Source organism: Roseivirga sp. (genome assembly GCF_049099775.1).
In the GTDB taxonomy this organism is placed as follows: domain Bacteria; phylum Bacteroidota; class Bacteroidia; order Cytophagales; family Cyclobacteriaceae; genus Roseivirga.
This window is the reverse complement of the sequence record NZ_JAGDZM010000012.1, coordinates 71,858-94,264: the sequence shown is the minus strand read 5'-3', so window position 1 is coordinate 94,264 and position 22,407 is coordinate 71,858. Positions and strand designations below refer to the sequence as shown.

Below are 22,407 nucleotides of genomic sequence, written 5' to 3'. Positions count from 1 at the left end.
CACTTTTTGTTGAACTTGCAAGGCTGACCTAACCTTTATCCAATTGAGTTAAGCATATATATCATTATCGACTCAATATTTAAGTTATCAATTTTACCTAGCTTTGCCGGCCTATATGGAATTAAAGTATACGCGCAAAAACACTTCAACTCAGCAAGCCAACAATCCACTGCATGGAGTCAAATTAGCAGATATACTGGAGTATTTGGTTGCAACACAGGGTTGGGATAAAATGGCGAATAGCGTAAGCATCAACTGCTTTAAAAGTAACCCAACCATAAAATCAAGCTTAAAATTTCTAAGAAGAACACCTTGGGCAAGAACCAAAGTCGAGGAATTTTATCTTGAGGCGATTAAAGGAAAAAGCAAATAATGGATTCTAAAAAAGAAGATCAACCACGGAGTAGTTCCTTTGCTAGAGCATTGAGAAATCATGGTGCGCCGACAAAAAAGACTAAGGTGAAACCGAAGTTTAAAGGTTCTTCAAACTTACACCCACGGAATAAGCATATAGGCAGATATGATTTAGCAAAACTCACTGCTGCCCTTCCAGCGCTAAAAGAGCATTTGACTTTAAGTATTCGGAAAGAACAGACGATTGACTTCTCCAACCCAAAGGCCGTTAAGCTACTAAATGCCGCCTTGCTAAAAGTGCATTACGGGATTGAAGAATGGGATATTCCTGAAGGTTATCTTTGTCCACCAATTCCGGGTAGGGCCGATTACATCCATTATATGGCTGACGTGCTGAGCGCAAGCAATGGCGGAAAATTACCGGATGGAGAAAAAGTAACCTGTTTAGATATTGGGATAGGTGCCAACGGAGTTTATCCTATTATTGGCACAAGTACTTATGGCTGGTCATTTATAGGCTCTGATGTCGACCCAGTATCTCTTAAATCTGTTGAGGAAATCTTGAACAACAATGCTTGGCTTAAGCCTAAATTAACATTGAAGTTACAAGAAGACGCAAAGGACACACTTTATGGCATATTAGATCATGAAACATACATAGATTTAATTGTTTGTAACCCACCCTTCCATGCTTCATTAGAAGCAGCTCAAGAAGCTACATTGAAAAAAGTTAGCAACCTGAATAAGAAAAAAGTAACCACGGCCGTTCAGAATTTTGGCGGACAGGGTGGTGAACTCTGGTGCGACGGTGGTGAACGAAAATTTGTCGGCAACCTAATTAGAGAAAGCAAGAACTATGGTAAAACATGCTTTTGGTTTTCTTCGCTCATTTCCAAACAGTCTAACCTAAAAGCAATTCTAGAATATTTATCAATTGCCAAGGCTGTTGAAGTTAAGACCATTCCGATGAGCCAAGGCAACAAAGCAAGCCGAGTAGTTGCTTGGACTTTCCTGACTCCCGAAGAGCAAAAAGATTGGCGCGAAAATCGATGGAAGTCCGAATAGCAATTATTCAAGGACTCCCAATGCATTCATTATCGATTAAATACGTATGAATTACGAACAAAAAATTCATCCGTACCTTCATATTTCACAAACTTCTTAATCGTAATCTTGTTCGCACTTACTTTCACTTCTTTTCTAAAAGAAGCCTTTCTATTATTATCCTTACCCTCACTTTTCAATTCAAGACTCCATTCATCTAGACTTTTGATATCCGAAGACTCAAGGTCCCAATATCCGTTGTAGTAAATCTTATCTTTCTTAATTCTAAACCGATCCGTTCGCTTTTCAATTCTACCTCCAGGTTCAGTAAAATAGTATTTGAATTCAACGCCTTTGGCCGAGTGCTCGGCCTCTACTTTAAGTGGAAGTGTAACGAGGGTTTCATCATCACCATAGTTCAAATAAGTCAAACTACCCTCCCATTCTCCATTATAAACCTTCAAATGTTCATTAGTAAGAGGCTGTGAAAGCAAAAGGCCTAAAGAAAGGCATATTAAACTGGCTAAAATCTTCATGTTCTGTTTTTTCTAATTGCTAATACTAAAAGCCTGCCATAAACATAACACACTGAATAACAGACTATTAATATTTAATATACACGGTAACATGTTCCACCCTGAAACACAGGCATGACCAATTCGGAACACGGACCACAAGTGAATATGAAGTGTGGTTAATAAACGAAACTTCATTCTCAAGGCTATGTTCTTATTTGAAGAAACATTACCTTTGCGGCTTCAAATTCAAGGATTATGATTTCAGCACAAAACATATCACTCTCATTCGGAAAACGAGTTCTTTTCGACGAAGTCAATATTAAATTCACTGGAAACAATTGCTATGGTGTAATTGGTGCCAATGGTGCAGGAAAATCTACATTTTTGAAAATTCTTGCTGGCGATCAAGACGCGAACTCTGGAAAAGTGACGATAGAGCCAGGAAAGAGAATGGCTGTGCTCAAGCAAAATCACTTTGAATTTGACGAAGAGTCAGTGCTTGACACTGTCATGATGGGCCATACCGTACTTTGGAGCATTATGAAGGAAAAAGATGCTATCTATATGAAGCCTGATTTTTCCGAAGAAGATGGCATTAAAGCCTCTGAACTTGAAGCCAAATTTGCAGAAATGGATGGCTGGAATGCCGAATCTGATGCTGCCGCCTTATTAAGCGGTTTGGGTATTTCAGAAGATGCTCACTATAGTTTATTAAAAGACCTAGATGGTAGTCAGAAAGTAAGAGTATTACTCGCTCAAGCACTATTTGGCAACCCTGATATTCTAATACTAGATGAGCCTACCAACGACCTCGACATTAACACAATTGCCTGGTTAGAGGACTTCCTGTTAGAATTCAAGAATACAGTCATTGTTGTTTCTCACGATAGGCACTTTTTAGATACAGTTTGTACCAGCATTGTAGATATTGACTTTAGCCAAGTAAAGCTTTTCACTGGTAATTATAGTTTTTGGTACGAGTCAAGTCAGTTAGCGCTATCGCAAAGATCGGCTGCGAACAAAAAAGCAGAAGAAAAGAAGAAAGAGCTACAAGAGTTTATAGCCCGCTTTTCAGCCAATGCTTCAAAATCAAAGCAGGCAACCAGTAGAAGAAAGCTCTTAGATAAAATCACCTTAGAAGACATCCAACCTTCTACGAGAAGATACCCTGCCATTATTTTCCAACAAGCGAGAAACGCTGGAGATCAGATTTTAGAGATTAAAAATTTAAGCAAGTCAAGCGCCGATAAAACTCTTTTCAGCGGACTGGACTTGTTTGTGAACAGAGGAGATAAAATTGCGGTCTTAAGCAAAGATGGTTTAGCGACATCTTCGCTTTATCAAATTTTGATGGACGAGCAAAAAGGCGATTCAGGTGAATTTAAATACGGCCAAACCATCACAAAAGCTTATTTACCTAACGAAAACGAAGAATTCTTTACCGGAAACGAAAACCTTGTAGACTGGCTGAGACAGTTCACAGAAGGTGAAAAGGATGAAGTATACATGCGTGGTTTCCTTGGTAAAATGCTTTTCTCAGGTGAAGAAGTATTCAAGAAATCGAATGTGCTTTCTGGAGGAGAAAAAGTAAGATGTATGCTGTCTCGCATGATGCTCGCTCAAGCCAACTTGTTGTTGATCAATGAGCCTACAAGTCATTTAGATCTAGAGTCTATCCAAGCTTTTAACAATGCGTTAAAAGATTTCCCTGGTACAGTATTATTTAGTTCGCATGACCATGAGTTTACGCAAACTGTCGCCAATAGAATCTTAGAAATTGGACCAAAAGGCTATGTGGATAAGCTTTGTACTTACGACGAGTATATTGCAAATGAAGCATACCAAGCGCAGCGTGCTGCCATTTACTAGGCCAAAATTCCATTTATATGCCTTGCGCTTAAATGCAGAGCACTCTTTCCATGTAAACAGGCTGTATAGTAGATCAGAAAATGAGGTGGAAAGCTGGTAAAGATTAAAATAGCCTATCAAAGTAAATCCATACGATTATTATGATTGGAGGCATGTCTAAGCCTATATTTAGACATGCAACTTGAAACAGACCGACTCGTACTACAAGAACTTTCTTGGAGTGATCTTGACAATATTCATGCTTTCCATAGCATACCCGATGTTGCGAAATTCAATACTATTGGCATTCCTAAAGACATAGGCATTACCAAAAACATCATTAAAGGAGCTATAGAAGATCAATCTAACAACCCAAGATCTGTCTATGGATGGATCGTCCGACTTAAGCATGATAATTCCTTTATAGGGGAAACAGGAATGTCCTCTTCCAATGATCGCTTCAAACGAGGCGAAATTCACTACCATTTGTCACCAGTTTTCTGGAAACAAGGTTTTGGTACAGAGATCGCTCAAAGGCTCATAAAGTTCGGGTTTGAAGACCTACATCTTCACAGAATAGAAGCAGGCGTTGCTACCAACAATATAGGATCAATAAGGGTATTAGAGAAATCGGGCATGATTAGAGAAGGTCTACGCAGAGGCATTCTTCCTATTCGTGGCAAGTGGTGCGATAATTATATGTATGCCATCTTAGAGGGTGATTATATCCAAAAGTAATATGGTAACCAGAACCATCACACTTCCAACCCCAGATCTCTTTGATTTTGACCAATGCCTGTTCTTTTTAGACCGCGGTTACGATGAATGCCTTTATCAATTATCAGATAGATTGGTGCTTCGTGCCATTGAATTTGAAGGGACTTTAATACCTTTTTCGATTACGGAAAAGGAAGGGAAGTTATTGATTGAAATAGAAAGCAGTGTTACCGTCGAAGCACAAAAACAGGTTTTAGCCTATGTAAACGAATGGTTTGACATTGACCGTGATTTGAGTCCTTTTTACGAACTGCTTTCCGTTACAAAATCACTGAAGCCTCTTCTCGAAAAATATAAAGGCCTAAGGTTAATAGGGATTCCAAGTTTGTTCGAAGCCCTCTGTTGGAGCGTAATCGGACAGCAAATCAACTTGACGTTCGCATTTAAATTAAAACGACGTTTGGTTGAAACTTATGGCAAGTCCATCAAATTTAAAGGGCATACGCTCTATCATTTTCCTAGCCCTGAATCACTTGCCGCCTTAGACGAAGATTATTTAAGAACGCAGCAATATTCAAGAGGTAAAATTAAGTACATTAAAAATGTAGCAGAAGCGTTCCTCAATCATGGCTTGAGTAAGAAAGCATTAGCTCAAATACCAGATTTTGAATCTCGTCAGCAAACATTAACTGCAATAAAAGGAATCGGAGTTTGGTCGGCTAACTACGCGCTCATGAAAACGCTTCACCAACCCGAAGCCATTCCTTTCGGAGACACGGGACTAACGCAATCGCTCTACAATTTGAAAATCATTGCGGACCGGAAAGATGAACCAGCTATAGTAGCATTTTTTGAGGAAATGAAGGGCTGGGAAGCCTATACCGTTTTCTACCTATGGAGGAGCTTGGCTGGTTAGCATATATCAGAATCTTTTTTATTAAACCACCCGCAAGTTTTTATCATGCTTCTCATCTTAAAGGGAAAGCATAGTAATGAAAAAGATGAAACTTGTAGTTCTTGCAGCCTTACTGATCGCCTTAAGTGACTGTAGTTCTACTAAACCCGACCAGACTTCTCAAAGCCAACAACCGGATAGAAACCAAAGACCAGGCCCTCTAGGGCAGGGACCAGGTGGGCCTGGAGCAGGAGGTGCTAGCAGAAACAACCCTGAAGCAGACAACCAGTCAGGAGACACGTTCTTTATTAACCTTGATGGATCTGATTGTTCTGTGGATATAGCGTCTAAACTAGGCGTATCAAGTGTATATGAAGAAACAGTTGACGAAAAAAATAAATTGAGAAAGATCATTATTAATAGCGTTGCTGATCATAATGTGGGAGAATTTCCAAATGCAGGAAATCCTAATACCATCAAAGTTTCTAAAGGCGTTTTCAATATTCCATTATACCCACAGGTGGCGTCGAAAACCACCAGTGCGCAGGGTTTTGATTCTGGAGTTCTATTTAGTGGTGTTAGCATCGATCCATTTACCGCTGAAATGTTCATTGGTACGACTGGACAAATGAATCCCCAATATAATATTACAACCCTAACCACAACCGAAAACTTGGGCTTGGACTGCAACAATGCTCATGTTCAACCAACAGGGAAATACCATTACCATGGTACACCATCAGCAATAGTGGATGACAAAGGAATTGATGGAAGTGAAATGGTAAAAATAGGCTATGCTTCAGACGGATTTCCTTTGTATTACAAGTTTGGTTACAATAACCAAGGCGAAATCGTAGCGCATGAAAGTGGATACAAACTCAAAGCTGGCGAGCGAGGTGGCGATGGAGTTACCGCGCCTGACGGCCCTCATAATGGAAGATATTTTAGCGATTATGAATTCGATGCGAATCTATCTGAACTCGATGCCTGCAATGGCCGATGGGGAAAAACTCCAGAGAGCGAAAATGAATATTATTATGTAGTTACCGACAACTTTCCTTCCGTTCCACTATGTTTTAGTGGTACTCCAAATAGTGAATTGAGAAAAGGCGGAGGTAGAAATGGCAGCCAAAGACCGCAAAGAGGTGCTGGAGGTCCACCACCAAGAAGAAGTGGAAACAGAGGTGGAACAGGTAATACTGAATAGCGATGAAAAACTATTCAAGAATACTCGTATTAATTTTATTGTTGTGTGGGTTTTCAACCAACATCAAAGCACACGACCCTGATCAGTTCAGCTATAAGTTTATTCAGGGAAAGTCAGCGAATGAAATGACTGTGCATTTGACACCAAAAAGTGCATTTGACTTGATCCTTTCACTAAGGCAAGAACTGTCTGATACGGCGGTAATTACACTCAAAGATTACGTTGTAGAATATTCTGAATACTTCAACAAAACAGTCTCACTTACAATTGAAGGCACCCCCGTTGACTTTATCTTGTATGCGACTAACCTCACTGAACATGATGCTACTTTGAGCTTTCAGATTAACGGCTATAAAGGTGCATTCGATGATTTCGAGTTATCAATTACCAGTTTTACTGAAATTTACCACCACACTGAAAACCACATAACAATTCCTACAACTCAAGGGGAACTGAACTTTATGCTCGACAAGGACAAAAAGTCCTACACGCAGAAGGGAAGTATGATCAAGAGTTCTTTTTGGTCAGGAACCATGAAGATTTATACCATGGCCACTTTGGCTGTAATTTTAATACTGAGTCTTGCCTTTACTTACATAAAAAGACAAAAGTCTTAGTTTCCTATAGCACTATAAAAAAAGGGAAGCAGTTCGACTGCTTCCCTTTTTTTACGGATTGATTGTGAATCATTCAACCCTTAAAGTATCCGAAGGATTCATTTTCTTAACCCTTCTCATTTGGAAATTGATGGTTAGCATACAAACACCAAGCAATACCAATGATGCAAACCCAAGTGGCACAATATCTATTGGCGCATGTTCTCCATATACACTATCTAAGAGTAAAGTGACCACTTTAACGGCAAGAAAACATCCTGCAGCCACAGCAAAACCGACTATAAAAGAGAATTGCTTATAAACATCTTTTAATAGGCTTAAAGTCGGAGCTCCTAACACTTTCTTAATACCAAATTCCTTGAGTTTGGATGAAATATTCAGAGAAACTAGACCAAAGAGTCCCATGGCCGCAAGTACTATAGCCATACCGGCTGTAAAGACAAGGATATTTCTCAAACCTCTTACATCAGAAAACTCTCCTTCCCGTACTTCAGACTGTAAATGAGAAACAAATAACTCATCGATAAACATTTTTTCCCAAGAGGCACGCAGTTCCTCTTGAACATCCATAACGCTACCTGACAAGGTTTGTACTGTTAACGTAGTTTGCAAAGAATCAGGAATGGCAGTAAAAACAGACGCTTCGATTCCATCCTGAAAAGTACTGTAGTAGTAGTCTTCCAGTACGCCTATAATTTGGTATTCTTTCTCGTCGATCTTAACGATTTGATCATCGAACTTATCTAGCTGAAAAACCCCCATAAACCGCTCATTAACAAGTACTTTATCGATCAGGTCGCTTTTAAGCTCTTTATCAAAGTATCGACCAGCTACAAGCGGTATGTCCATAAACTCTGGATACTCTGGCGCACTTTGAATAAACTGACCTTGGTAAGACTGGTCTCCCATTTCCATAGCACGGAAATCCCAATGTCTATTCAGACTATTAAAACTACCAGTGACACCCTGTACATTTGGATTTTTGAGAACTACAGACTTGAAAGCATTCAGTCGTTTTTGGGTTACATCAATCACCAGTTTATCGGCAGGATCATAACCCCAATCTCTGCCCTCGTAGATCATATTATTTTGAACGGCAGATATACCCGCAACAATTGTAATGATAGCAAGCACAAATTGAAAAGTGAGTAGCACCATGGTAAACCTACGCTTACCTCCTACTTTCTCCGAACCTCTAAATATTCGAACTGGTTTTAATTTAGATACAAAAAATGCAGGGTAAGCTCCAGATACGAATGTTAAGCTCAGCAAGAGTATAACTACAAATTTCTGTAGCCCGAAGTGATTTAGCAATCCAAGTTTTAGCGTACTACCCGAAATTTGATTGAAGCCAGGAATAAAGAATGCCATGGCGAGTAAACTCCCCAAAATCATTGCAAAACTGCAAAGAATAAGGTTCTCCGAAAGAAACTGAAGTATCAATTGAGACCTCTTGCTACCAATCACTTTTCTAATTCCTATTTCTTTGACTCGCTTTGTTGCCATTACCGTTGCAATATTGATATAGTTGAAGACCGCAAGAGTAAGCATAAAGCCTGCTATACAAGCCAAAAGAATCATAGGTGCCTTCGGAGGCATAGAACCAACGCCGCTTTCGATAAAATTAGAATTTTTGGCCATTGTAATGATTGGCTCAATCCCCAAAGCATCATATTTTCTTTCTTGATTAAAGCCTTGTTGAAGTTGAACAATCGGCTGCAAACTGGCAATAAACCTATCTCTATCTATACCCTCCTCTAGTTCTATAAAAGTATTTGCGTTAATGTTTTTCAAGTCTCTTCCAGAACGAATCCAGTCGAAATGAATAACTAAGTCAGGCCTTAAACTACCTTTTCTTTCGGGGCTTTTAAAAACCGTTGCTACTTCAAAATCTAAAGCTTGTTTACCAATCGTAATGTTGACGATTTTACCGATCGGATATTCATCTTTAAAATACCACTCGGCAGTTTCTTCAGAAATAGCAATCTGTTTTGGGCTACTCAAAGGAGTATCCGTTCCATATACAACGGGAAATGTAAAAGTCTTAAAAAACCCTTCATCAGTAAAGACAGCAAAGTCAGAAAACGTTCGACCCTCAGTTTTGACATCTACAGAACTATGGGTGAATTTCAGTACGTTTTTCACACCTGTAATTTCCTCGTGAATCTGATCGCTCACGGCCCAAGAAACATAACCATACTTCCTATTTTCTCCCTCCACAAAAGCATCATGCGTGAGTAAATAGATATTATCTCCATTCTCATGAAAATCGTCTGAATTTGATTGATACTCTATGTAGAGATAGGCCACTAGACAGCAACCAATGGCTAGTGAGAGACCTAATACATTGATGGTAGAAGCCATTCGCTGTTTCCAGAGATTCCTTATACCAATTTTTAAATAGTTTTTGAACATGGCAATGTTGTTTAATTTTTGAGTTTGACTTGAATTCCTTTTGATATTTGACCACCTGAAAAGTCGGATGACATCCCAGCTAAATGCGCGTTTTGCTTTATCTAATCCATCTTCTTCCAGTCGCCAATAAAAGAGCTCATGTACATCCCCTTGGACCTGCTCTAGGAGCTTTGGGTTACAGTACCAACTCAGAAATCGATCGGCCCACTTGGGTGGATTTATTGGATTTTCTGGCATTTATGAAAATTGATATGAAGTGGCACTTGAAAGCTGACCATAGAGTTTCTCTCTTACTGATCTTACTTGATCTAAGGTAGACCGACCTGCCGCTGTGAGGTAATAATTTCTCCTCCTCCTGCCTCCTCGGGTTTTAGATGCCCCTCCCATTTCAGACCTTAAAAATCCTTTATCCTCCAGGCGATTCATCACCGCATGGATGGCACTGATATTTACTTCCCTGCCTGTTTGATCTTTAATTTCCTTCAATACCGACACCCCATAAGCACCATCATAAAGTACACCTACCACCAGAAGCACCAACTCTTCTAACTCACCTATATTCGTTCCTTTCATCTATGCAATATTAGATTTACAAACATAGATCAAATCTATAACATCTATGTTTGTAAAACAAATAATACCAGTACTGTAAACTAGAGAATGACTTGAAGTGTATTGTTTAGATCTGTTTTAAGTGAAATAATTCAATTGTCTGATCTCTTCCACGAAGTGAGTACTCACCTTTTGATGTGACTTGGTAGTCATTGCCTTGCTCCAATTTATTAAGTAAGTCTTCAGAAACTAACAGTTGACTTTCTAGCTCATTGCAAAGCGATTGAATACGAGCTGTGACATTTATTGTATCTCCTGTAAAAAGTAATTCCTTCTTTAAAACGCCAACCTCGCCCCGAGTGACTTGCCCGATATGAATACCAGCTTTAAAAGCTGGTAATTGACCGAAGGTGTTTATGTAATAATCGCGGTTCTTTTCTATAGCCTCTTGAATACCGAAGAAACAAGCCAAACAATTCGAATTGATTAAACCTGCTTTTCCTTCCCATGAGATTACAATCTCGTCACCAATATATTGATATATTTCGCCCTCGGTAGCAACTATCGGCCGTGTCATATCTCGATAATACCGATTCAAAAAGCGATAATATCGTTCATGCCCCATCTGCTCAGCAATTGTAGTTGAATCTTTCATATCTAAAAACATGAAAACTCTAGTCTCTTCTTTAGACGAGTGATATTTACCCGTGAAAAAGTTTTTGACCTGACTGATCCCGATATTATCAATCATTTCCTTAATAAATAAAGATAAAGTGATAAAAGCCGCACAATGGATCATCGCGCTCCAAAAGGCGTAATTACTCGTAAAGTCTCTAACGGTATCAAGAACATCCTGGTGAAATAGTGGCTGTTCTAATGCTAGCGCGTTAATAGGTAAAGACAAAAGTATAATGAACGAAGTAAGGAAAGCTGCATAAAGGAGCACTTTGCTGGCAATTTTAAATAGGAAAGTCTTATTGCTCAACAGAAACCTAAAAAGCGTTAACTCACAATAACCTATCACTGCACCCATAAACATACTTCCCAGTATAATGGACACGCCAGAAGCCATGGCATCATAGGGATTCTTAGTGGATGGATAAAAGCTAGCGCCTCCCAAAAGTCCTCTTTCTACATTATAAAATAGTAGGCCACCTATTACGAATATGATTACATAAGTAATCCATGAGAGCAGGAAGTTTTTTCTTTTGGGTGATAAAACCATCATCAAAATCAAATTACGGAATTCATAAGCTGATCTCATCACAAGAGAAAAAATATTTCAGGCCGATGTAACCTTTCTTTGGCGAGTGCGACTATCGGTTTAAGAATCCTTATTTTCGATTATGAGCAATTCCAAACAAACCGATTTTATGACAGCCTATAATGGCTGCCACGATCGTTTTTTGCGCTATTGCTCATCTCTAGCCTATGGTAAAATGGATGTACAAGATTTGGTACAGGATGTACTGCTCACGGCTTACCATAATTATGAGAAAATTGAAAAGAAGGAACAGCTTTTACATTACTTGATCCGGGCCGCTAGAAACAGGTCAATCAGCTTGTGGAGAAAACAAAAAAACCAACAAGAACTGACGGAAATTCACGCAGAAAGGCTCGCGGATCAAGGCGTATCACCTGAAACTATTCTAGATATTCAAGTGCTTTATCGCATGCTCAACAAACTGCCACTAAAACAAAAAGATGCACTTATTCTCTTTGAAATTAATGGGTTTAGCATGAAGGAAATTGCCGAAATACAGCATAGTAATGAAGGTGCAGTAAAGACAAAAATTAGTCGAGGAAGGAAGAAACTCACTGCTCTGATGTCAGACAAAACGAGCAGTCCAGTATCCGATTTGTTAGAAACCATTCAAACGATAACGCTATGAAATCTATAGATTCTTCGAGCTTATTTGAAAAGGCAAAACAAGTCCCTACGGAGCTTTCCAAGGAAACTGTTTTCGAGTTTATCGGAACAATTCCTTCGCTTCCTGCCCCGGCAAATAACTGGTTTCAAAATTTCAATTTAAACTCAATTATCATGACAACAACTGCCATTACACTGGTCACAAGTGCAGTAATCTATTTTACTTCATTTACTGGTCAGGAAAATACTCCTGTACTTCAAAACGTCCCAGAGGTCATTCTAAAACAAACAATTACCGATAGTATCGACAAGAAAGAACCCATCATCAAGCCAATACCTCAAACTGTACAGCTAGATGATCCGCAAGGAGAAAAAGCTGTTCAACAACAGAAAAAAGCTTCACTAAATACGACTTCAGAAAAAGTTGCAAAAGTGCCAAAAGAAGAAGAGGAGACTACTACTAAAATTGGCTCTTTAATTCCAACTGGCAATCATTTGGATGCAGGCAAGGCTGTACAATTTGAAGCATATTCGTCTGTCTCAAAAATTTCATTGACAGGTACTCAACTGCGGAAACTGAAAAGTGATTTAATAAAATATGTCAAAGCAGATGACTTAAACCGAGGAAGATCTAACCTTATAATAGTAGAATTCAATAGACAGAAGCCAAAAATCAATCATTACACGCTAAATCCTTCACAGATCCAGCGCTATGAAGGTCTATTAAAAAAATATAACATTGATTATGGTCCTCAACGGCGTATTGTAGTGGACAAGAAATACATAATGGTAGGCGATTTTACTGAAGAAGGCTTTTCTGGAAGTGCGTTGGGTAAGGCCATGGATATTCAATTTAAGGGTTATGATAAACCTGATCTTTTTAGTAATGACAAGAACAGCGATATCCCGTCCATAAAATCGGATACACTAAGACTGTCTAGACAAATATCTTTATCTCCAATAGATGAACCTAAAAGAACTGGAGGCACTATCTTTCAACCGTATCAGCCTGAACGTGATTCTCCTTCTATAAAGGGTGAGTACGAAATGAATTTCTATCAGGCTAGAAAAGTATCTCTACTAGATAAGGATGGGGTAAAAAAGAAGAATATTCTATCACGAAAGGATTTAAAAAGACTAAGACGCGATATCTACAGCGTTCTCTATAAATCTAACCTGATTGAATCCAAAAAAGCAGATATCAGGATTGGACTAAATCCAAATGAATTAACGGTTAATAAGGACGGTATTTCACAGAACACAGACGCCAAACTGCGAGAAGTATTTTTAAAGTATAGTGTTGCTTTAGGGACTAAAATGAAGCTATTAATGAATAACGATTTCATCATGATTGGCGAATTCAATGAAAATAAGTTCAAAGGTTCTGTAACGGGTACTATCAATTCAAAAGAGGCTAAAAGCGGTGTTTTTATGGAAGACCTAAAGGAAATTTCCTTATTCAAATTCGGGAGTAAGTCAAAAAAGAACGATAATTGACGATCTTCAATCTAAAATAATAGCTCTTGCCTTCTCTAAAAGATGTTACCACAAATAAGGTGTTGCCATTGGTCTCAATTATTATGGCGGCCAAAGACACAGCACCTTATTTAGTGGATTGCATTGAATCAATTCTCAATCAGAGCTATCAAAACTGGGAGTTAATTGCGATAAATGATCATTCATCTGACAGCACTCCTGAAATCCTCGAACAATATGCTCAAAAGGACAGTCGAATCAAGGTTTATCACAGCGATCGTAAAAAACTAATTCCTACTCTTAAATATGGATACCAATTTGCTCAAGGTGAACTCATCAATCGCATGGATTCTGATGATAAAATGCCTTCTGATAAAATAGAGTCATTGGTTAATGAATGGCTCAAATATGGAAAGGGAAACATTATTGCTGGAGGCACTGAACATTTCGTAGATGAAGGGGAAGTTGGAGGCGGATTCTTGCGATATGAAGCTTGGCTCAACGAGGTAGCACGAAACAGCAAGCACTACCAAGAAATATATCAAGAATGTGTGATTCCTTCTCATTGCTGGATTATTCACAAAGATGATTTTGATCTAGTTGATGCATTCAATCCTGAAATTTACCCTGAGGACTACGATTTATGTTTTAGGTTTTACAAACATTGCCTAAAGGTAATAGGCATTGATAAGGTCTTACATTTTTGGCGAGATCGTTCGAACCGTATTTCGAGAACTTGGGAGGAATACAAAGACAACCGCTACTTCGAGATGAAATTGAAGTATTTCTATCAAATTGATCGGGACCAGAATAGACCATTGGTACTTTGGGGAACTGGGAAAAATGGTAAGGATATGGCCAAGCTTATTCAAACTTATGAAGAAAACTTTCATTGGGTTTCCGATAACGAGCGAAAGGTTGGAGTGAATATTTACGGAATAAATACTCAGCATCTAAACGACATCTCCGGCATGGAAAATCCACAAATCATGATTGTAGTTGCGTCGCCAGATGGTAAAAAAGAAATCGAGCACCAGCTCAAGTCATGGGGCAAAATACCTGTTCAAGATTATTGGTTCTTCCTTTGAGTTGGTATAAAAAGAAAAGGGATATTAATCCGCTACCAAAGTATTACCTTCTCGAGGACTATACTTGGTAAAAGTGCCTTTTACTCTTTGAGATTTGTAAAAATATGGAACCCAAATTATTATGCCGAGAATGGCTCTCACCATTTCTCTGATCATTACCTCGTCATCTTGCGCATTGAATACAGTTGGGAAGTACGAACTCATTACCAAATAATCAATTATAGGAACAACAGAACCTAATATCAGAAAGGCCATCATTAGTCGTGGTGCTCTTGTTTTTCTAGTAAAAAACTGAAAGGCTACATAAAAAACGAATACTAGAAATCCGACATTATATATTATTTCCAATGCGATAATGAACTTGGCAAGCAATGGGTTACCGCCAATTAATTCAAGACCGGGCCAAAGGGATTTATTAAAATAATCAATAGCGAATGTATCAAATGCCGTTCTAAAAATCGATACGATCAATCCCATGGCCGGTAAGACTAGCCACCCACCTATAGAACTATAAGCTGGGATACCAGCGGGCTTAGGAACATAAACTCTATTTACATAAAAACAGACAAACACTCCAAGAAACAATCCAAGTACGGCGAGGACTGTTGAACCTATACTTAAGGTAAACCCTACTAAAGAAGAGTTATAGGTTAATATATAGTTTAACTCTCCTATTATTTTGTTATGATCCTTCAATACTTTTAACACTGCCTCAGGTTCAATAACACTGAGTTCAGATTCATATTCATGAGTTACGGTTACAATATTGCCGCTAGATGAAAGCTTATTCTCATACTTATACCCATCACCAACTATTTGGTCTGATATAGTTTCAACCTCCCATTCTTGCGGCATTTCAACAACACTTGTCTGCTTAAATTGTACAGGATCCCCCATACTATAAGGCATTGTAGGGTCTGCGACATCACCGAACGATATCAAGCTTTCTAGAAATATTGGATAAATCTCTACATAAGAATAATCAAGTCCTTCATCATTCTTCCAAATACTTGATATTTGGTACTCTTCTTCGGTTATCACTAAATTGCTATCGCCTCTAGAAGAATCAATTAATCTTACATTTTCAACAGATTTTATGCTAGGATAAATACCACTATAAAAATCCAGATACCCTTTGGTAATTGACCCTGGTGAGTTGCTTGCAAATTGACTTCTAATACCATCGGCTCTGGCACCTTGATACTCCGTACGTATGATTAAATTGGCCCCTCCATTTATTGAGTCTAAAACAAACCACTCTTTCACTTCGATTTTATCTCGTTTGGGTTTGGCTAGAGTCCTGAGTTGATTTTCATCCTTATTAAGCACTAACCCTAGTTCATATTGGGGGAAACTTCTATTCAGAATATTTCCACCCTGATTACTAATCGTTGGATCTATATATAAGCTTTCTCCATTATAATTATATGCCACTACACAGTGATCAAAGAGATTATTACCAGGTAAATAATCAGTAATTCCTGTCTTCAATGTTGTATTCACCAACATTGGAAATGACTCTATTCCTAAATCTCTAAGCAAAGCAACTAAGAGCAATGACTTGTCCTTACAATCACCAAAACGCTGGTTGAACACCTTCGCTGGAGAATTCGGCTTATATGCACCAATCCCTGATTCAAGGCCTAAATACCTTACCTCATCTTGAACGAACTCTATGGCTTTTAATACCTTATACTCAATTGAAGCATTACTGGGGTATTCTAATTTAATTTTACTAAGATCGGAATTTGGATATTGATACAGATTCCTTGCCCATTGAATGACCTCATTCCAATCTTGAAAATTAGAAAGAGATACATTTTTCAAAGGGTTATAATAAGATGGAGTATATGAATCTAGTGTAATTGGATCTGTAGATTCAACATCCCATATGTATTCAATTCTCTTCCCTTTTTTAGAAACCAGAGGCTCGGGCGCTTCATTATTCAATTTATATTTAAGCTTCTTTACTCCATCCTCCAATAACCGAAATACTATTCTGTTTACCGGAATTCCAGCGTATTCCAATGATGCACTCTTACTGTAAAAGCCATTATTTACTGGATTATATCCTTTGATAGAGTAAGAGTATTCAATTATATCTCCTGGTCTAACATCTGAAAGGTTAGTATATGCGGTTTCAGTACCATCATAGAGACTTCTTTCCATATTTGTCTCTCGCCTAACTCGCTCAATAGAACTTTTCAACAAACGGTCTAATTTGACCCCATCTCTGATAACATTTATTTCATGAAACATCAAAGACTGATAAGAAGGATCATAATCGGCAGAAATATTCGACATATTCTGAACACCCTCACTATTAGTAACCTTTATTGCAAAGTGCCAATAGTCTGTTTGCTCAACAATATTTTCCTGATTGTCTAAGAGTAAATACTGATACCCTGGGTTTTGATCATCAATATTGTTTTCGTCAAACGAATATTCGAGAACCCATAAAGGTTTCGGACTTTTTTGAGCCTTAAGATTGGGTGAAAGAGATAATAAGAGGAAAAAGGAGAAAAAAGATAAGGCGAGACGAACGTTACATGGTATCATTAAATAATATTATTTGAAGTATAATTTAAATAAAACACACTTCAGACCAAATTCAAATATTAAGACAATTAATATTTGAATAGTTTGTCAGAGTAAAATCATCTTTTAATTCAATTCCAGTTTTCCATTCGTATGGAAAACTAGCACTATCTCCTTCTTCTAATCTGTTGCGCAGGAAATACTACTGGAGATTCGTTCCCGTCTTTACCGACAGCGGATACGCCAAAGTAATAGTTATCGATAACTATTCCTTCTAGCGTATGCTCATTCACGCCTGAAACATATTTAAAATTATCCCACGTTGGTGAAGTTGTAAGCCTCCAATAGAGCTTATACCCAGCAATATTAGGATCATCGGATTTTGTCCATTGCAATGTTGTAGACGGTCTTACCGCACCTCCAATTCGAACATCTTTAGGTGCTGGCGGTGCCCAGGCAAGGCCAGCCATTGAAATAGCATTAACAGCAGTTAGTTTCTTTGCATAAGGAAAATTAACGCCTTCGATAACATCACCGTATTTGATGCCGTTTTCTTCCCTAATGTTCTGGTGTTGGCGATTATAATTCTCGTGAGCCTCCATAATTCTTACTCCTGCAAAACCTAAATCATTAAAAGGTCTGTGATGACCTCCTCTTCCAAATCGATCCAAACGATAAATCATCATCGGATTCATTTCAGGCATGTATGTTTTTACTTGTCCATGAATATATCTGGCTAATTGTCTGGAAATACCGTCTACTTCTCCCCCGGAAAATCTTCGTGCACCTCTCTGACGTGCAGTTTCGTTGGCTGGTGTAGGTTCAGAAAAAATACGGAAAGTACGGTTATCAATCACGCCATCGACGCCTTCGATATTTCCGATCATATCGTTATTCAAAATTCCAATCATTTCCCAATTGTTCTCTTGGGCATATTTTGCTAATCCTCTTCCACCAAAAAGACCCTGCTCTTCTCCTGAAAGTCCCACAAAAGCCACACTATGCTTGAACTTATATTTACTCATAACGCGCGCTGCTTCTATAGCACCTGCCATTCCGGATGCATTGTCATTGGCACCAGGGGCATCAATTTCAAAGTTCATAGTGTTAGAAGCCCTTGAGTCAATATCGCCAGACATCATTACGTATGAGTTCGGATAGTCTGTACCGCGTAGAACAGCTACAACGTTCACTATCCATGCGCTATGAGGCACTCTACTTCCTTCTGTCTTCTCCACAAAATCTTTTTGATAGAATACTTCCAGACAGCCGCCGCACTCAGCAGATATTTTCTCGAATTCAGCTTTTATCCATCTTCGCGCCGCACCGATACCTCTCGTTTCGGAAATAGTATCCGAAAAAGTATTTCTGGTACCAAAATTAGCTAGTCTTCTAATGTCACTTTCAATTCTTTCAGCGGAAGTATTAGTTATAATATCATAAATCCGTGTGTCAATTTCGGGAGGAGCATCTTGTGCTAATCCTACTTGAAAAAAGGCCATTGCAGCCACTAAAACAAATACTTTTAACCTATTCATAGCTAGTAGATCTTCTTAATAGTTCGGTTACAAATTAGAAAAGAATTAAACATTAATAAACTGATTCTTGACTAGCGGACTTATTGGAAGTATATCTTTTGTCCCCTAAGGGTCAAAGCCATTCAAATTGTTATAACCATGTACGATCGTAAAAAAATTAAAAATATTTTTTACCGGTGTAACAAACTTGGCACATAGATTGTCGTATACATAGAGTAAGCAATAAATGGAATGAAAAAGAAAACACTATTTTTAACAGCAGCAGCAGTAATTGCCACCGGTCTTGGCATTTATAGCATTGCAGGAAAGAAGATTGCACTTCCTAAGAAAAAAGGTAGCCGCAAGTAGGAACAGTTTTCGGTGTCCCGGCACCGTTAAATACTGTTAAGAAATGTAGCCTCGGTATTACCGGGGCTTTTTAGTGTATAAACTTTGTTAATTTAGCGTCAGACGAATTCCTATGAAGCAATTTCTACTCCTAGCTTTTTTCCTCACTGCAAGTATCTCGCAAGCACAAATTGTAGAACGCCCTGCTGATCCTAGGCTAAACATCGACTCTGCTGTTGTACTTTTAGCACAAGAACAGTTTGAAGAGGCTGATGTTTACTTTATGAAGGCTTTGGATGCTATTGAGGTTTTGCCTGCAGATTTTTGTTTTCACTTTGGAAAGAATTCCTTATTTCTTCAAAAGTATACCCAAAGCATTGACTGGCTTAATAAGTATTTAGAACTGAAAGGTAGTACTGGTCAATTTTCAAAGGAAACAATTTTACTCTTAGAGCAAGCTGAAAAGGGATTTAGAGAGAATAGAGGGGTTGTTTCATCGGCTAATGTGAATAACAAATTCTTTTATCAGAATACCGTTCAATGCAATGATGACAAACCGATCACCTGTCCTGTCTGTAAAGGTGATGATTTGATCATAACGATTGACAAATTTGGTGAAAAGCTCTATCAAGTTTGCCCTTATTCTACTAACGGTGTTCTCACTTGTACCGAGTTCAATCTTTTGATTCAAGGCAATTTGAAGGCTAAGAAAAAGTAAAAGCGCCTCTTCGGCTTGGTAAAAGGAGATATATTTTTTTTTATTCTATACCCTGTTTGAAGTTACCTGTTTTACCAACTTCATGTTTATAAACACTCAAAAACATATAAAAAACGTTTAAATAAAGCGTTTAAAGGAAAACAAGAAGGTAGTTATTACGCCCTTTTTAGTGTACTAGTTTTGCCAAAACGCGTTCTATTAAACTTGTTATAGCGGCTTCGTGATTTGAAGAAAACTCTTGCCTAGGTCTATTGGCTATTAAGGCGTTCAGGCTAATCATTTCATGACCAAGAAGTTTAGCCATAGCATAATAACCTGCGGTTTCCATTTCTAAATTTGTAAATCGACCCTTTGGGGTATCCATTTTGGCTAGCCTATCTACCAAACCACTGATTTTCGGCCTTAGTCTTACTTCTCTTCCTTGTGGTGCATAAAAGCCCGGAGCAGTTATTGTTACTCCCTTATGGAACCCTTGGTCGAAAAGTTCTAACAAGCTTTCTGATGCATTCGCCATATAAGGCTGAAAATTCAAGCCTAATGACTCTCGAAGATTCCAGAGAAATGCGTCTGTTGCATCACTTGAATCCCAATTATAAAAACTCATTAGTGTATCTAATCCAAGCGCGGCTTTAGAGACTAAATGCGCATCGAGTGGAATATCTTCTTGCAGGCAACCAGAAGTGCCAATACGGATAATTTTAAGTCGCTTTAAGATTCTATTAACCTTTCTTGTTTCAAGGTTGACATTGACTAATGCGTCGAGCTCAGTCATCAGCAACTCTACATTATCAGTTCCCATACCAGAGCTAATCACAGATATTCTAGTTCCACCAATATTACCTGTATGCGTAACCAGCTCCCGACTATTCACACGATGTTCCACCTGATCGAAATAAGAACTTACCTTAGGCACTCTTTCAGGGTCGCCCACTACGATAATGGTGTCGGCAACCATTTCCGGGAGTAAATTAAGGTGATACACCCTTCCTCCTGGTGTCAGAATTAATTCCGATTCTGGAATACGACTCATTGTTCGATTTTTGCAGGATCTCTTTTCACCCCTTTTAAAGGATTGTAATGATTTGTGTTCTTTTGGTAATAGCCGGTTCCATTATATGGACGCCTTGCTGGGTTTTGCCTGCATTCGTCTGAGCAGCAACCATCCATTAACCAACCCGCTTCTTCAGACATTGGGATGTGCGCATTACATTCAGGATTTGCACAATTGACCATACGATCAGTAGGCACTCCTGAAATATGGCATTTGGATAGAATCGATGGGTTGACTACGTTGACATCAGCAGTAATGCGATTATCAAAAACATAACATTTACCTTCAAAATCTTTCCCCTCAGCTTCAATTCCATATTTAATTATGCCGCCATGCAGCTGATATACATTTTCAAAGCCTTGTTCTAACAAATAAGCACTGGCTTTTTCACACTTAATACCACCTGTACAGTAAGTAATAACTTTCTTTTTCTTGAGGTGACCTAGTTGTTCAACTTCTTCTGGAAAATCCCTGAAGTTATCGATATCAAGTGTGAGTGCGTTTTTGAATTTACCTACTTTATGTTCGTAGTTACTTCTTACGTCTAGAATAACTGTGTCTTCATCGGGTTGGTCTAGTATTTCCCTGAACTCAGAGGGCTCTACGTATTTGCCCGTTTCAACATTAGGATCAATGTGTTTGAGACTGGAGTGTACAATTTCAGGTTTTACGCGTACATGCAGCTTGGCAAAAGCCATTCTATCATGGGCTTCGACTTTAAATTCTGTGTGCGCGAAACGACTATCGCCCTGAACGTATTTCATATAGGCTTCACAGTCTTGCTCAAAACCAGAAACGGTTCCATTGAGTCCTTCTGGTGAAATAATGATTCGTCCTCTTAGATTATTATCAACACAAAAAAGGTGATGTTCTTCTCTATACGCTTCAAAATCTTCGATTTTAGCGTAGCAATAATACAGTAATATTGAGTATTCTTTTTCCATAATGCCTGCCCTATTGCTGATAGGGTGGTTATAGGTTAACTAAAAATTTATTCTAAACTTCTTTGGCCGGGTTACCGAACATGGTTTTCCCAGCATCAACATCTGCTATAATAACAGACCCTGCGCCTATTCTTACATTTTTTCCAATCTTAATACCTGGTACTATTGTAACACCAGATCCAACAAACACATTGTCGCCCAATTTAGCTTCGGCACCAATCACAGACCCTGCGCCTACTTGTACTAAGTCTCCTAGTTCTGCACTGTAATCAACCAGCGCATTACTATTAATCATGCAGTGATCTCCAATTTTGGCATTGGCACCAATTACAACTCCACTATTGATGAATTCTCCGTGCCCAACGTGTGCAGTCGGTGCTATTTCGGTATTGCTATGAATAGCGTTCACTGGCATCATTTTCCTGCGCTCTTTTAATAGCTTCACGATACCTTTTCGCAAGGCACGATCATCTACCGCGATAAAGGCTTCACATTTCTTGCCAATAAGTTTTAAATGGCCATCATCGTCGGTGCGGCCCATTACCGATAACTCTCCCAATTCTTTGCCATGCAAGTCTTTATTATCGTCTAAATATCCATAAACGATAATGTCATTGCTCTCAAAAATTTCTTTGGCGGCCTGCCCAAGTGCGTTTGCACCAAAAATGATTACTGGATTTTCCATTCATA

20 protein-coding genes are annotated in these 22,407 nt (G+C 38.6%); 11 read left to right on the top strand and 9 right to left on the bottom strand.

Annotated features, from left to right (window positions below; translation table 11 throughout):
- Positions 1-115 precede the first annotated feature (115 nt).
- Together JXQ92_RS17070 and rlmF are read left to right on the top strand one after the other, a co-directional pair.
- Positions 116-373 carry a VF530 family DNA-binding protein gene (locus JXQ92_RS17070; protein WP_421987854.1) on the top strand — a complete coding sequence of 86 codons (258 nt, stop codon included), beginning with the start codon at positions 116-118 and terminating at the stop codon, positions 371-373.
- Positions 373-1,419, top strand: coding sequence for a 23S rRNA (adenine(1618)-N(6))-methyltransferase RlmF (gene rlmF, locus JXQ92_RS17065; protein ID WP_421987853.1), 1,047 nt, complete (start codon positions 373-375; stop codon positions 1,417-1,419). Before JXQ92_RS17070 ends, rlmF begins: the two co-directional genes overlap by 1 nt.
- Positions 1,420-1,448: 29 nt before the next feature.
- On the opposite strand, the gene JXQ92_RS17060 is transcribed toward rlmF, so the two are convergent.
- On the bottom strand, positions 1,449-1,934 hold the full coding sequence (locus tag JXQ92_RS17060) for a hypothetical protein (protein ID WP_421987852.1): 486 nt from the start codon (positions 1,932-1,934) through the stop codon (positions 1,449-1,451).
- A 237-nt stretch (positions 1,935-2,171) separates the two neighbouring features.
- Here JXQ92_RS17060 and JXQ92_RS17055 point away from each other — a divergent pair, with 237 nt between their 5' ends.
- From JXQ92_RS17055 to JXQ92_RS17035, 5 genes are all read left to right on the top strand, one after another.
- Positions 2,172-3,785, top strand: a complete 1,614-nt coding sequence (locus tag JXQ92_RS17055) for an ABC-F family ATP-binding cassette domain-containing protein (RefSeq protein ID WP_421987851.1) — start codon at positions 2,172-2,174, stop codon at positions 3,783-3,785.
- Positions 3,786-3,959: 174 nt separating this feature from the next.
- The gene (locus JXQ92_RS17050) at positions 3,960-4,502 is read left to right on the top strand and encodes a GNAT family N-acetyltransferase (protein WP_421987850.1); all 543 of its coding nucleotides are present in this window, start codon (positions 3,960-3,962) and stop codon (positions 4,500-4,502) included.
- Position 4,503: 1 nt separating this feature from the next.
- Positions 4,504-5,397 (top strand): DNA-3-methyladenine glycosylase family protein, encoded by an 894-nt coding sequence (locus tag JXQ92_RS17045; protein ID WP_421987849.1) that lies wholly within the window; start codon positions 4,504-4,506, stop codon positions 5,395-5,397.
- Between the two features lie 85 nt (positions 5,398-5,482).
- Positions 5,483-6,583, top strand: a complete 1,101-nt coding sequence (locus JXQ92_RS17040) for a YHYH protein (RefSeq protein ID WP_421987848.1) — start codon at positions 5,483-5,485, stop codon at positions 6,581-6,583.
- A gap of 2 nt (positions 6,584-6,585) precedes the next feature.
- On the top strand, positions 6,586-7,200 hold the full coding sequence (locus JXQ92_RS17035; RefSeq protein WP_421987847.1) for a hypothetical protein: 615 nt from the start codon (positions 6,586-6,588) through the stop codon (positions 7,198-7,200).
- Positions 7,201-7,269: 69 nt separating this feature from the next.
- Here the strand turns inward: JXQ92_RS17035 and JXQ92_RS17030 are convergent, their stop codons facing one another.
- The 3 genes from JXQ92_RS17030 to JXQ92_RS17020 form a co-directional block, all read right to left on the bottom strand.
- Positions 7,270-9,852: an ABC transporter permease gene (locus JXQ92_RS17030; RefSeq protein ID WP_421987846.1), complete on the bottom strand. Its 2,583-nt coding sequence runs from the start codon at positions 9,850-9,852 to the stop codon at positions 7,270-7,272.
- On the bottom strand, positions 9,853-10,188 hold the full coding sequence (locus JXQ92_RS17025) for a helix-turn-helix transcriptional regulator (RefSeq protein ID WP_421987845.1): 336 nt from the start codon (positions 10,186-10,188) through the stop codon (positions 9,853-9,855).
- Positions 10,189-10,294: 106 nt separating this feature from the next.
- Positions 10,295-11,395 (bottom strand): adenylate/guanylate cyclase domain-containing protein, encoded by a 1,101-nt coding sequence (locus JXQ92_RS17020; protein ID WP_421987844.1) that lies wholly within the window; start codon positions 11,393-11,395, stop codon positions 10,295-10,297.
- Positions 11,396-11,513: 118 nt separating this feature from the next.
- Here JXQ92_RS17020 and JXQ92_RS17015 point away from each other — a divergent pair, with 118 nt between their 5' ends.
- From JXQ92_RS17015 to JXQ92_RS17005, 3 genes are read left to right on the top strand one after another with little or no spacing between them, the layout of a single operon-like run.
- Entirely contained in the window at positions 11,514-12,059 is a 546-nt protein-coding gene (locus JXQ92_RS17015; protein ID WP_421987843.1) for an RNA polymerase sigma factor, read from the top strand.
- Positions 12,056-13,534, top strand: a complete 1,479-nt coding sequence (locus tag JXQ92_RS17010; RefSeq protein ID WP_421987842.1) for a hypothetical protein — start codon at positions 12,056-12,058, stop codon at positions 13,532-13,534. Before JXQ92_RS17015 ends, JXQ92_RS17010 begins: the two co-directional genes overlap by 4 nt.
- 26 nt (positions 13,535-13,560) lie before the next feature.
- Positions 13,561-14,601, top strand: a complete 1,041-nt coding sequence (locus JXQ92_RS17005; protein WP_421987841.1) for a glycosyltransferase family 2 protein — start codon at positions 13,561-13,563, stop codon at positions 14,599-14,601.
- A gap of 24 nt (positions 14,602-14,625) precedes the next feature.
- Here JXQ92_RS17005 and JXQ92_RS17000 read toward each other — a convergent pair whose 3' ends face one another.
- Both JXQ92_RS17000 and JXQ92_RS16995 read right to left on the bottom strand, forming a co-directional pair.
- Positions 14,626-17,160: a DUF3857 domain-containing protein gene (locus JXQ92_RS17000; protein ID WP_421987840.1), complete on the bottom strand. Its 2,535-nt coding sequence runs from the start codon at positions 17,158-17,160 to the stop codon at positions 14,626-14,628.
- A 146-nt stretch (positions 17,161-17,306) separates the two neighbouring features.
- Positions 17,307-18,677, bottom strand: coding sequence for a M28 family peptidase (locus tag JXQ92_RS16995; protein ID WP_421987839.1), 1,371 nt, complete (start codon positions 18,675-18,677; stop codon positions 17,307-17,309).
- Between the two features lie 460 nt (positions 18,678-19,137).
- On the opposite strand from JXQ92_RS16995, the gene JXQ92_RS16990 reads away from it, so the two are divergent.
- Positions 19,138-19,722 carry a hypothetical protein gene (locus JXQ92_RS16990; protein ID WP_421987838.1) on the top strand — a complete coding sequence of 195 codons (585 nt, stop codon included), beginning with the start codon at positions 19,138-19,140 and terminating at the stop codon, positions 19,720-19,722.
- A gap of 166 nt (positions 19,723-19,888) precedes the next feature.
- Here JXQ92_RS16990 and JXQ92_RS16985 read toward each other — a convergent pair whose 3' ends face one another.
- Genes JXQ92_RS16985 through JXQ92_RS16975 form a run of 3 tightly spaced genes read right to left on the bottom strand, consistent with a single transcriptional unit; the run spans position 19,889 to position 22,402 of the window.
- A complete protein-coding gene (locus tag JXQ92_RS16985) occupies positions 19,889-20,752 on the bottom strand; it encodes a nucleoside phosphorylase (RefSeq protein ID WP_421987837.1) in 864 nt (287 codons plus the stop codon).
- Positions 20,749-21,717 (bottom strand): rhodanese-related sulfurtransferase, encoded by a 969-nt coding sequence (locus JXQ92_RS16980; RefSeq protein ID WP_421987836.1) that lies wholly within the window; start codon positions 21,715-21,717, stop codon positions 20,749-20,751. The genes JXQ92_RS16985 and JXQ92_RS16980 overlap by 4 nt, the downstream gene beginning before the upstream one ends.
- Positions 21,718-21,769: 52 nt before the next feature.
- Positions 21,770-22,402 carry a NeuD/PglB/VioB family sugar acetyltransferase gene (locus JXQ92_RS16975; protein ID WP_421987835.1) on the bottom strand — a complete coding sequence of 211 codons (633 nt, stop codon included), beginning with the start codon at positions 22,400-22,402 and terminating at the stop codon, positions 21,770-21,772.
- Between the last annotated feature and the right edge of the window lie 5 nt (positions 22,403-22,407).

Excerpts from the sequence above, each read along its gene's own strand:
- JXQ92_RS16975 (WP_421987835.1), bottom strand. The coding sequence starts at position 22,402 with ATGGAAAATCCAGTAATCATTTTTGGTGCAAACGCACTTGGGCAGGCC.
- JXQ92_RS16995 (WP_421987839.1), bottom strand. The coding sequence starts at position 18,677 with ATGAATAGGTTAAAAGTATTTGTTTTAGTGGCTGCAATGGCCTTTTTT.
- JXQ92_RS17030 (WP_421987846.1), bottom strand. The coding sequence starts at position 9,852 with ATGCCAGAAAATCCAATAAATCCACCCAAGTGGGCCGATCGATTTCTG.
- JXQ92_RS16985 (WP_421987837.1), bottom strand. The coding sequence starts at position 20,752 with ATGAGTCGTATTCCAGAATCGGAATTAATTCTGACACCAGGAGGAAGG.
- JXQ92_RS17050 (WP_421987850.1), top strand. The coding sequence starts at position 3,960 with ATGCAACTTGAAACAGACCGACTCGTACTACAAGAACTTTCTTGGAGT.
- JXQ92_RS17000 (WP_421987840.1), bottom strand. The coding sequence starts at position 17,160 with ATGATACCATGTAACGTTCGTCTCGCCTTATCTTTTTTCTCCTTTTTC.
- rlmF (WP_421987853.1), top strand. The coding sequence starts at position 373 with ATGGATTCTAAAAAAGAAGATCAACCACGGAGTAGTTCCTTTGCTAGA.
- JXQ92_RS17045 (WP_421987849.1), top strand. The coding sequence starts at position 4,504 with ATGGTAACCAGAACCATCACACTTCCAACCCCAGATCTCTTTGATTTT.
- JXQ92_RS17055 (WP_421987851.1), top strand. The coding sequence starts at position 2,172 with ATGATTTCAGCACAAAACATATCACTCTCATTCGGAAAACGAGTTCTT.
- JXQ92_RS17010 (WP_421987842.1), top strand. The coding sequence starts at position 12,056 with ATGAAATCTATAGATTCTTCGAGCTTATTTGAAAAGGCAAAACAAGTC.
- JXQ92_RS17025 (WP_421987845.1), bottom strand. The coding sequence starts at position 10,188 with ATGAAAGGAACGAATATAGGTGAGTTAGAAGAGTTGGTGCTTCTGGTG.
- JXQ92_RS17070 (WP_421987854.1), top strand. The coding sequence starts at position 116 with ATGGAATTAAAGTATACGCGCAAAAACACTTCAACTCAGCAAGCCAAC.
- JXQ92_RS17040 (WP_421987848.1), top strand. The coding sequence starts at position 5,483 with ATGAAACTTGTAGTTCTTGCAGCCTTACTGATCGCCTTAAGTGACTGT.
- JXQ92_RS17035 (WP_421987847.1), top strand. The coding sequence starts at position 6,586 with ATGAAAAACTATTCAAGAATACTCGTATTAATTTTATTGTTGTGTGGG.
- JXQ92_RS17015 (WP_421987843.1), top strand. The coding sequence starts at position 11,514 with ATGAGCAATTCCAAACAAACCGATTTTATGACAGCCTATAATGGCTGC.
- JXQ92_RS17060 (WP_421987852.1), bottom strand. The coding sequence starts at position 1,934 with ATGAAGATTTTAGCCAGTTTAATATGCCTTTCTTTAGGCCTTTTGCTT.
- JXQ92_RS17020 (WP_421987844.1), bottom strand. The coding sequence starts at position 11,395 with ATGATGGTTTTATCACCCAAAAGAAAAAACTTCCTGCTCTCATGGATT.
- JXQ92_RS16980 (WP_421987836.1), bottom strand. The coding sequence starts at position 21,717 with ATGGAAAAAGAATACTCAATATTACTGTATTATTGCTACGCTAAAATC.
- JXQ92_RS16990 (WP_421987838.1), top strand. The coding sequence starts at position 19,138 with ATGAAGCAATTTCTACTCCTAGCTTTTTTCCTCACTGCAAGTATCTCG.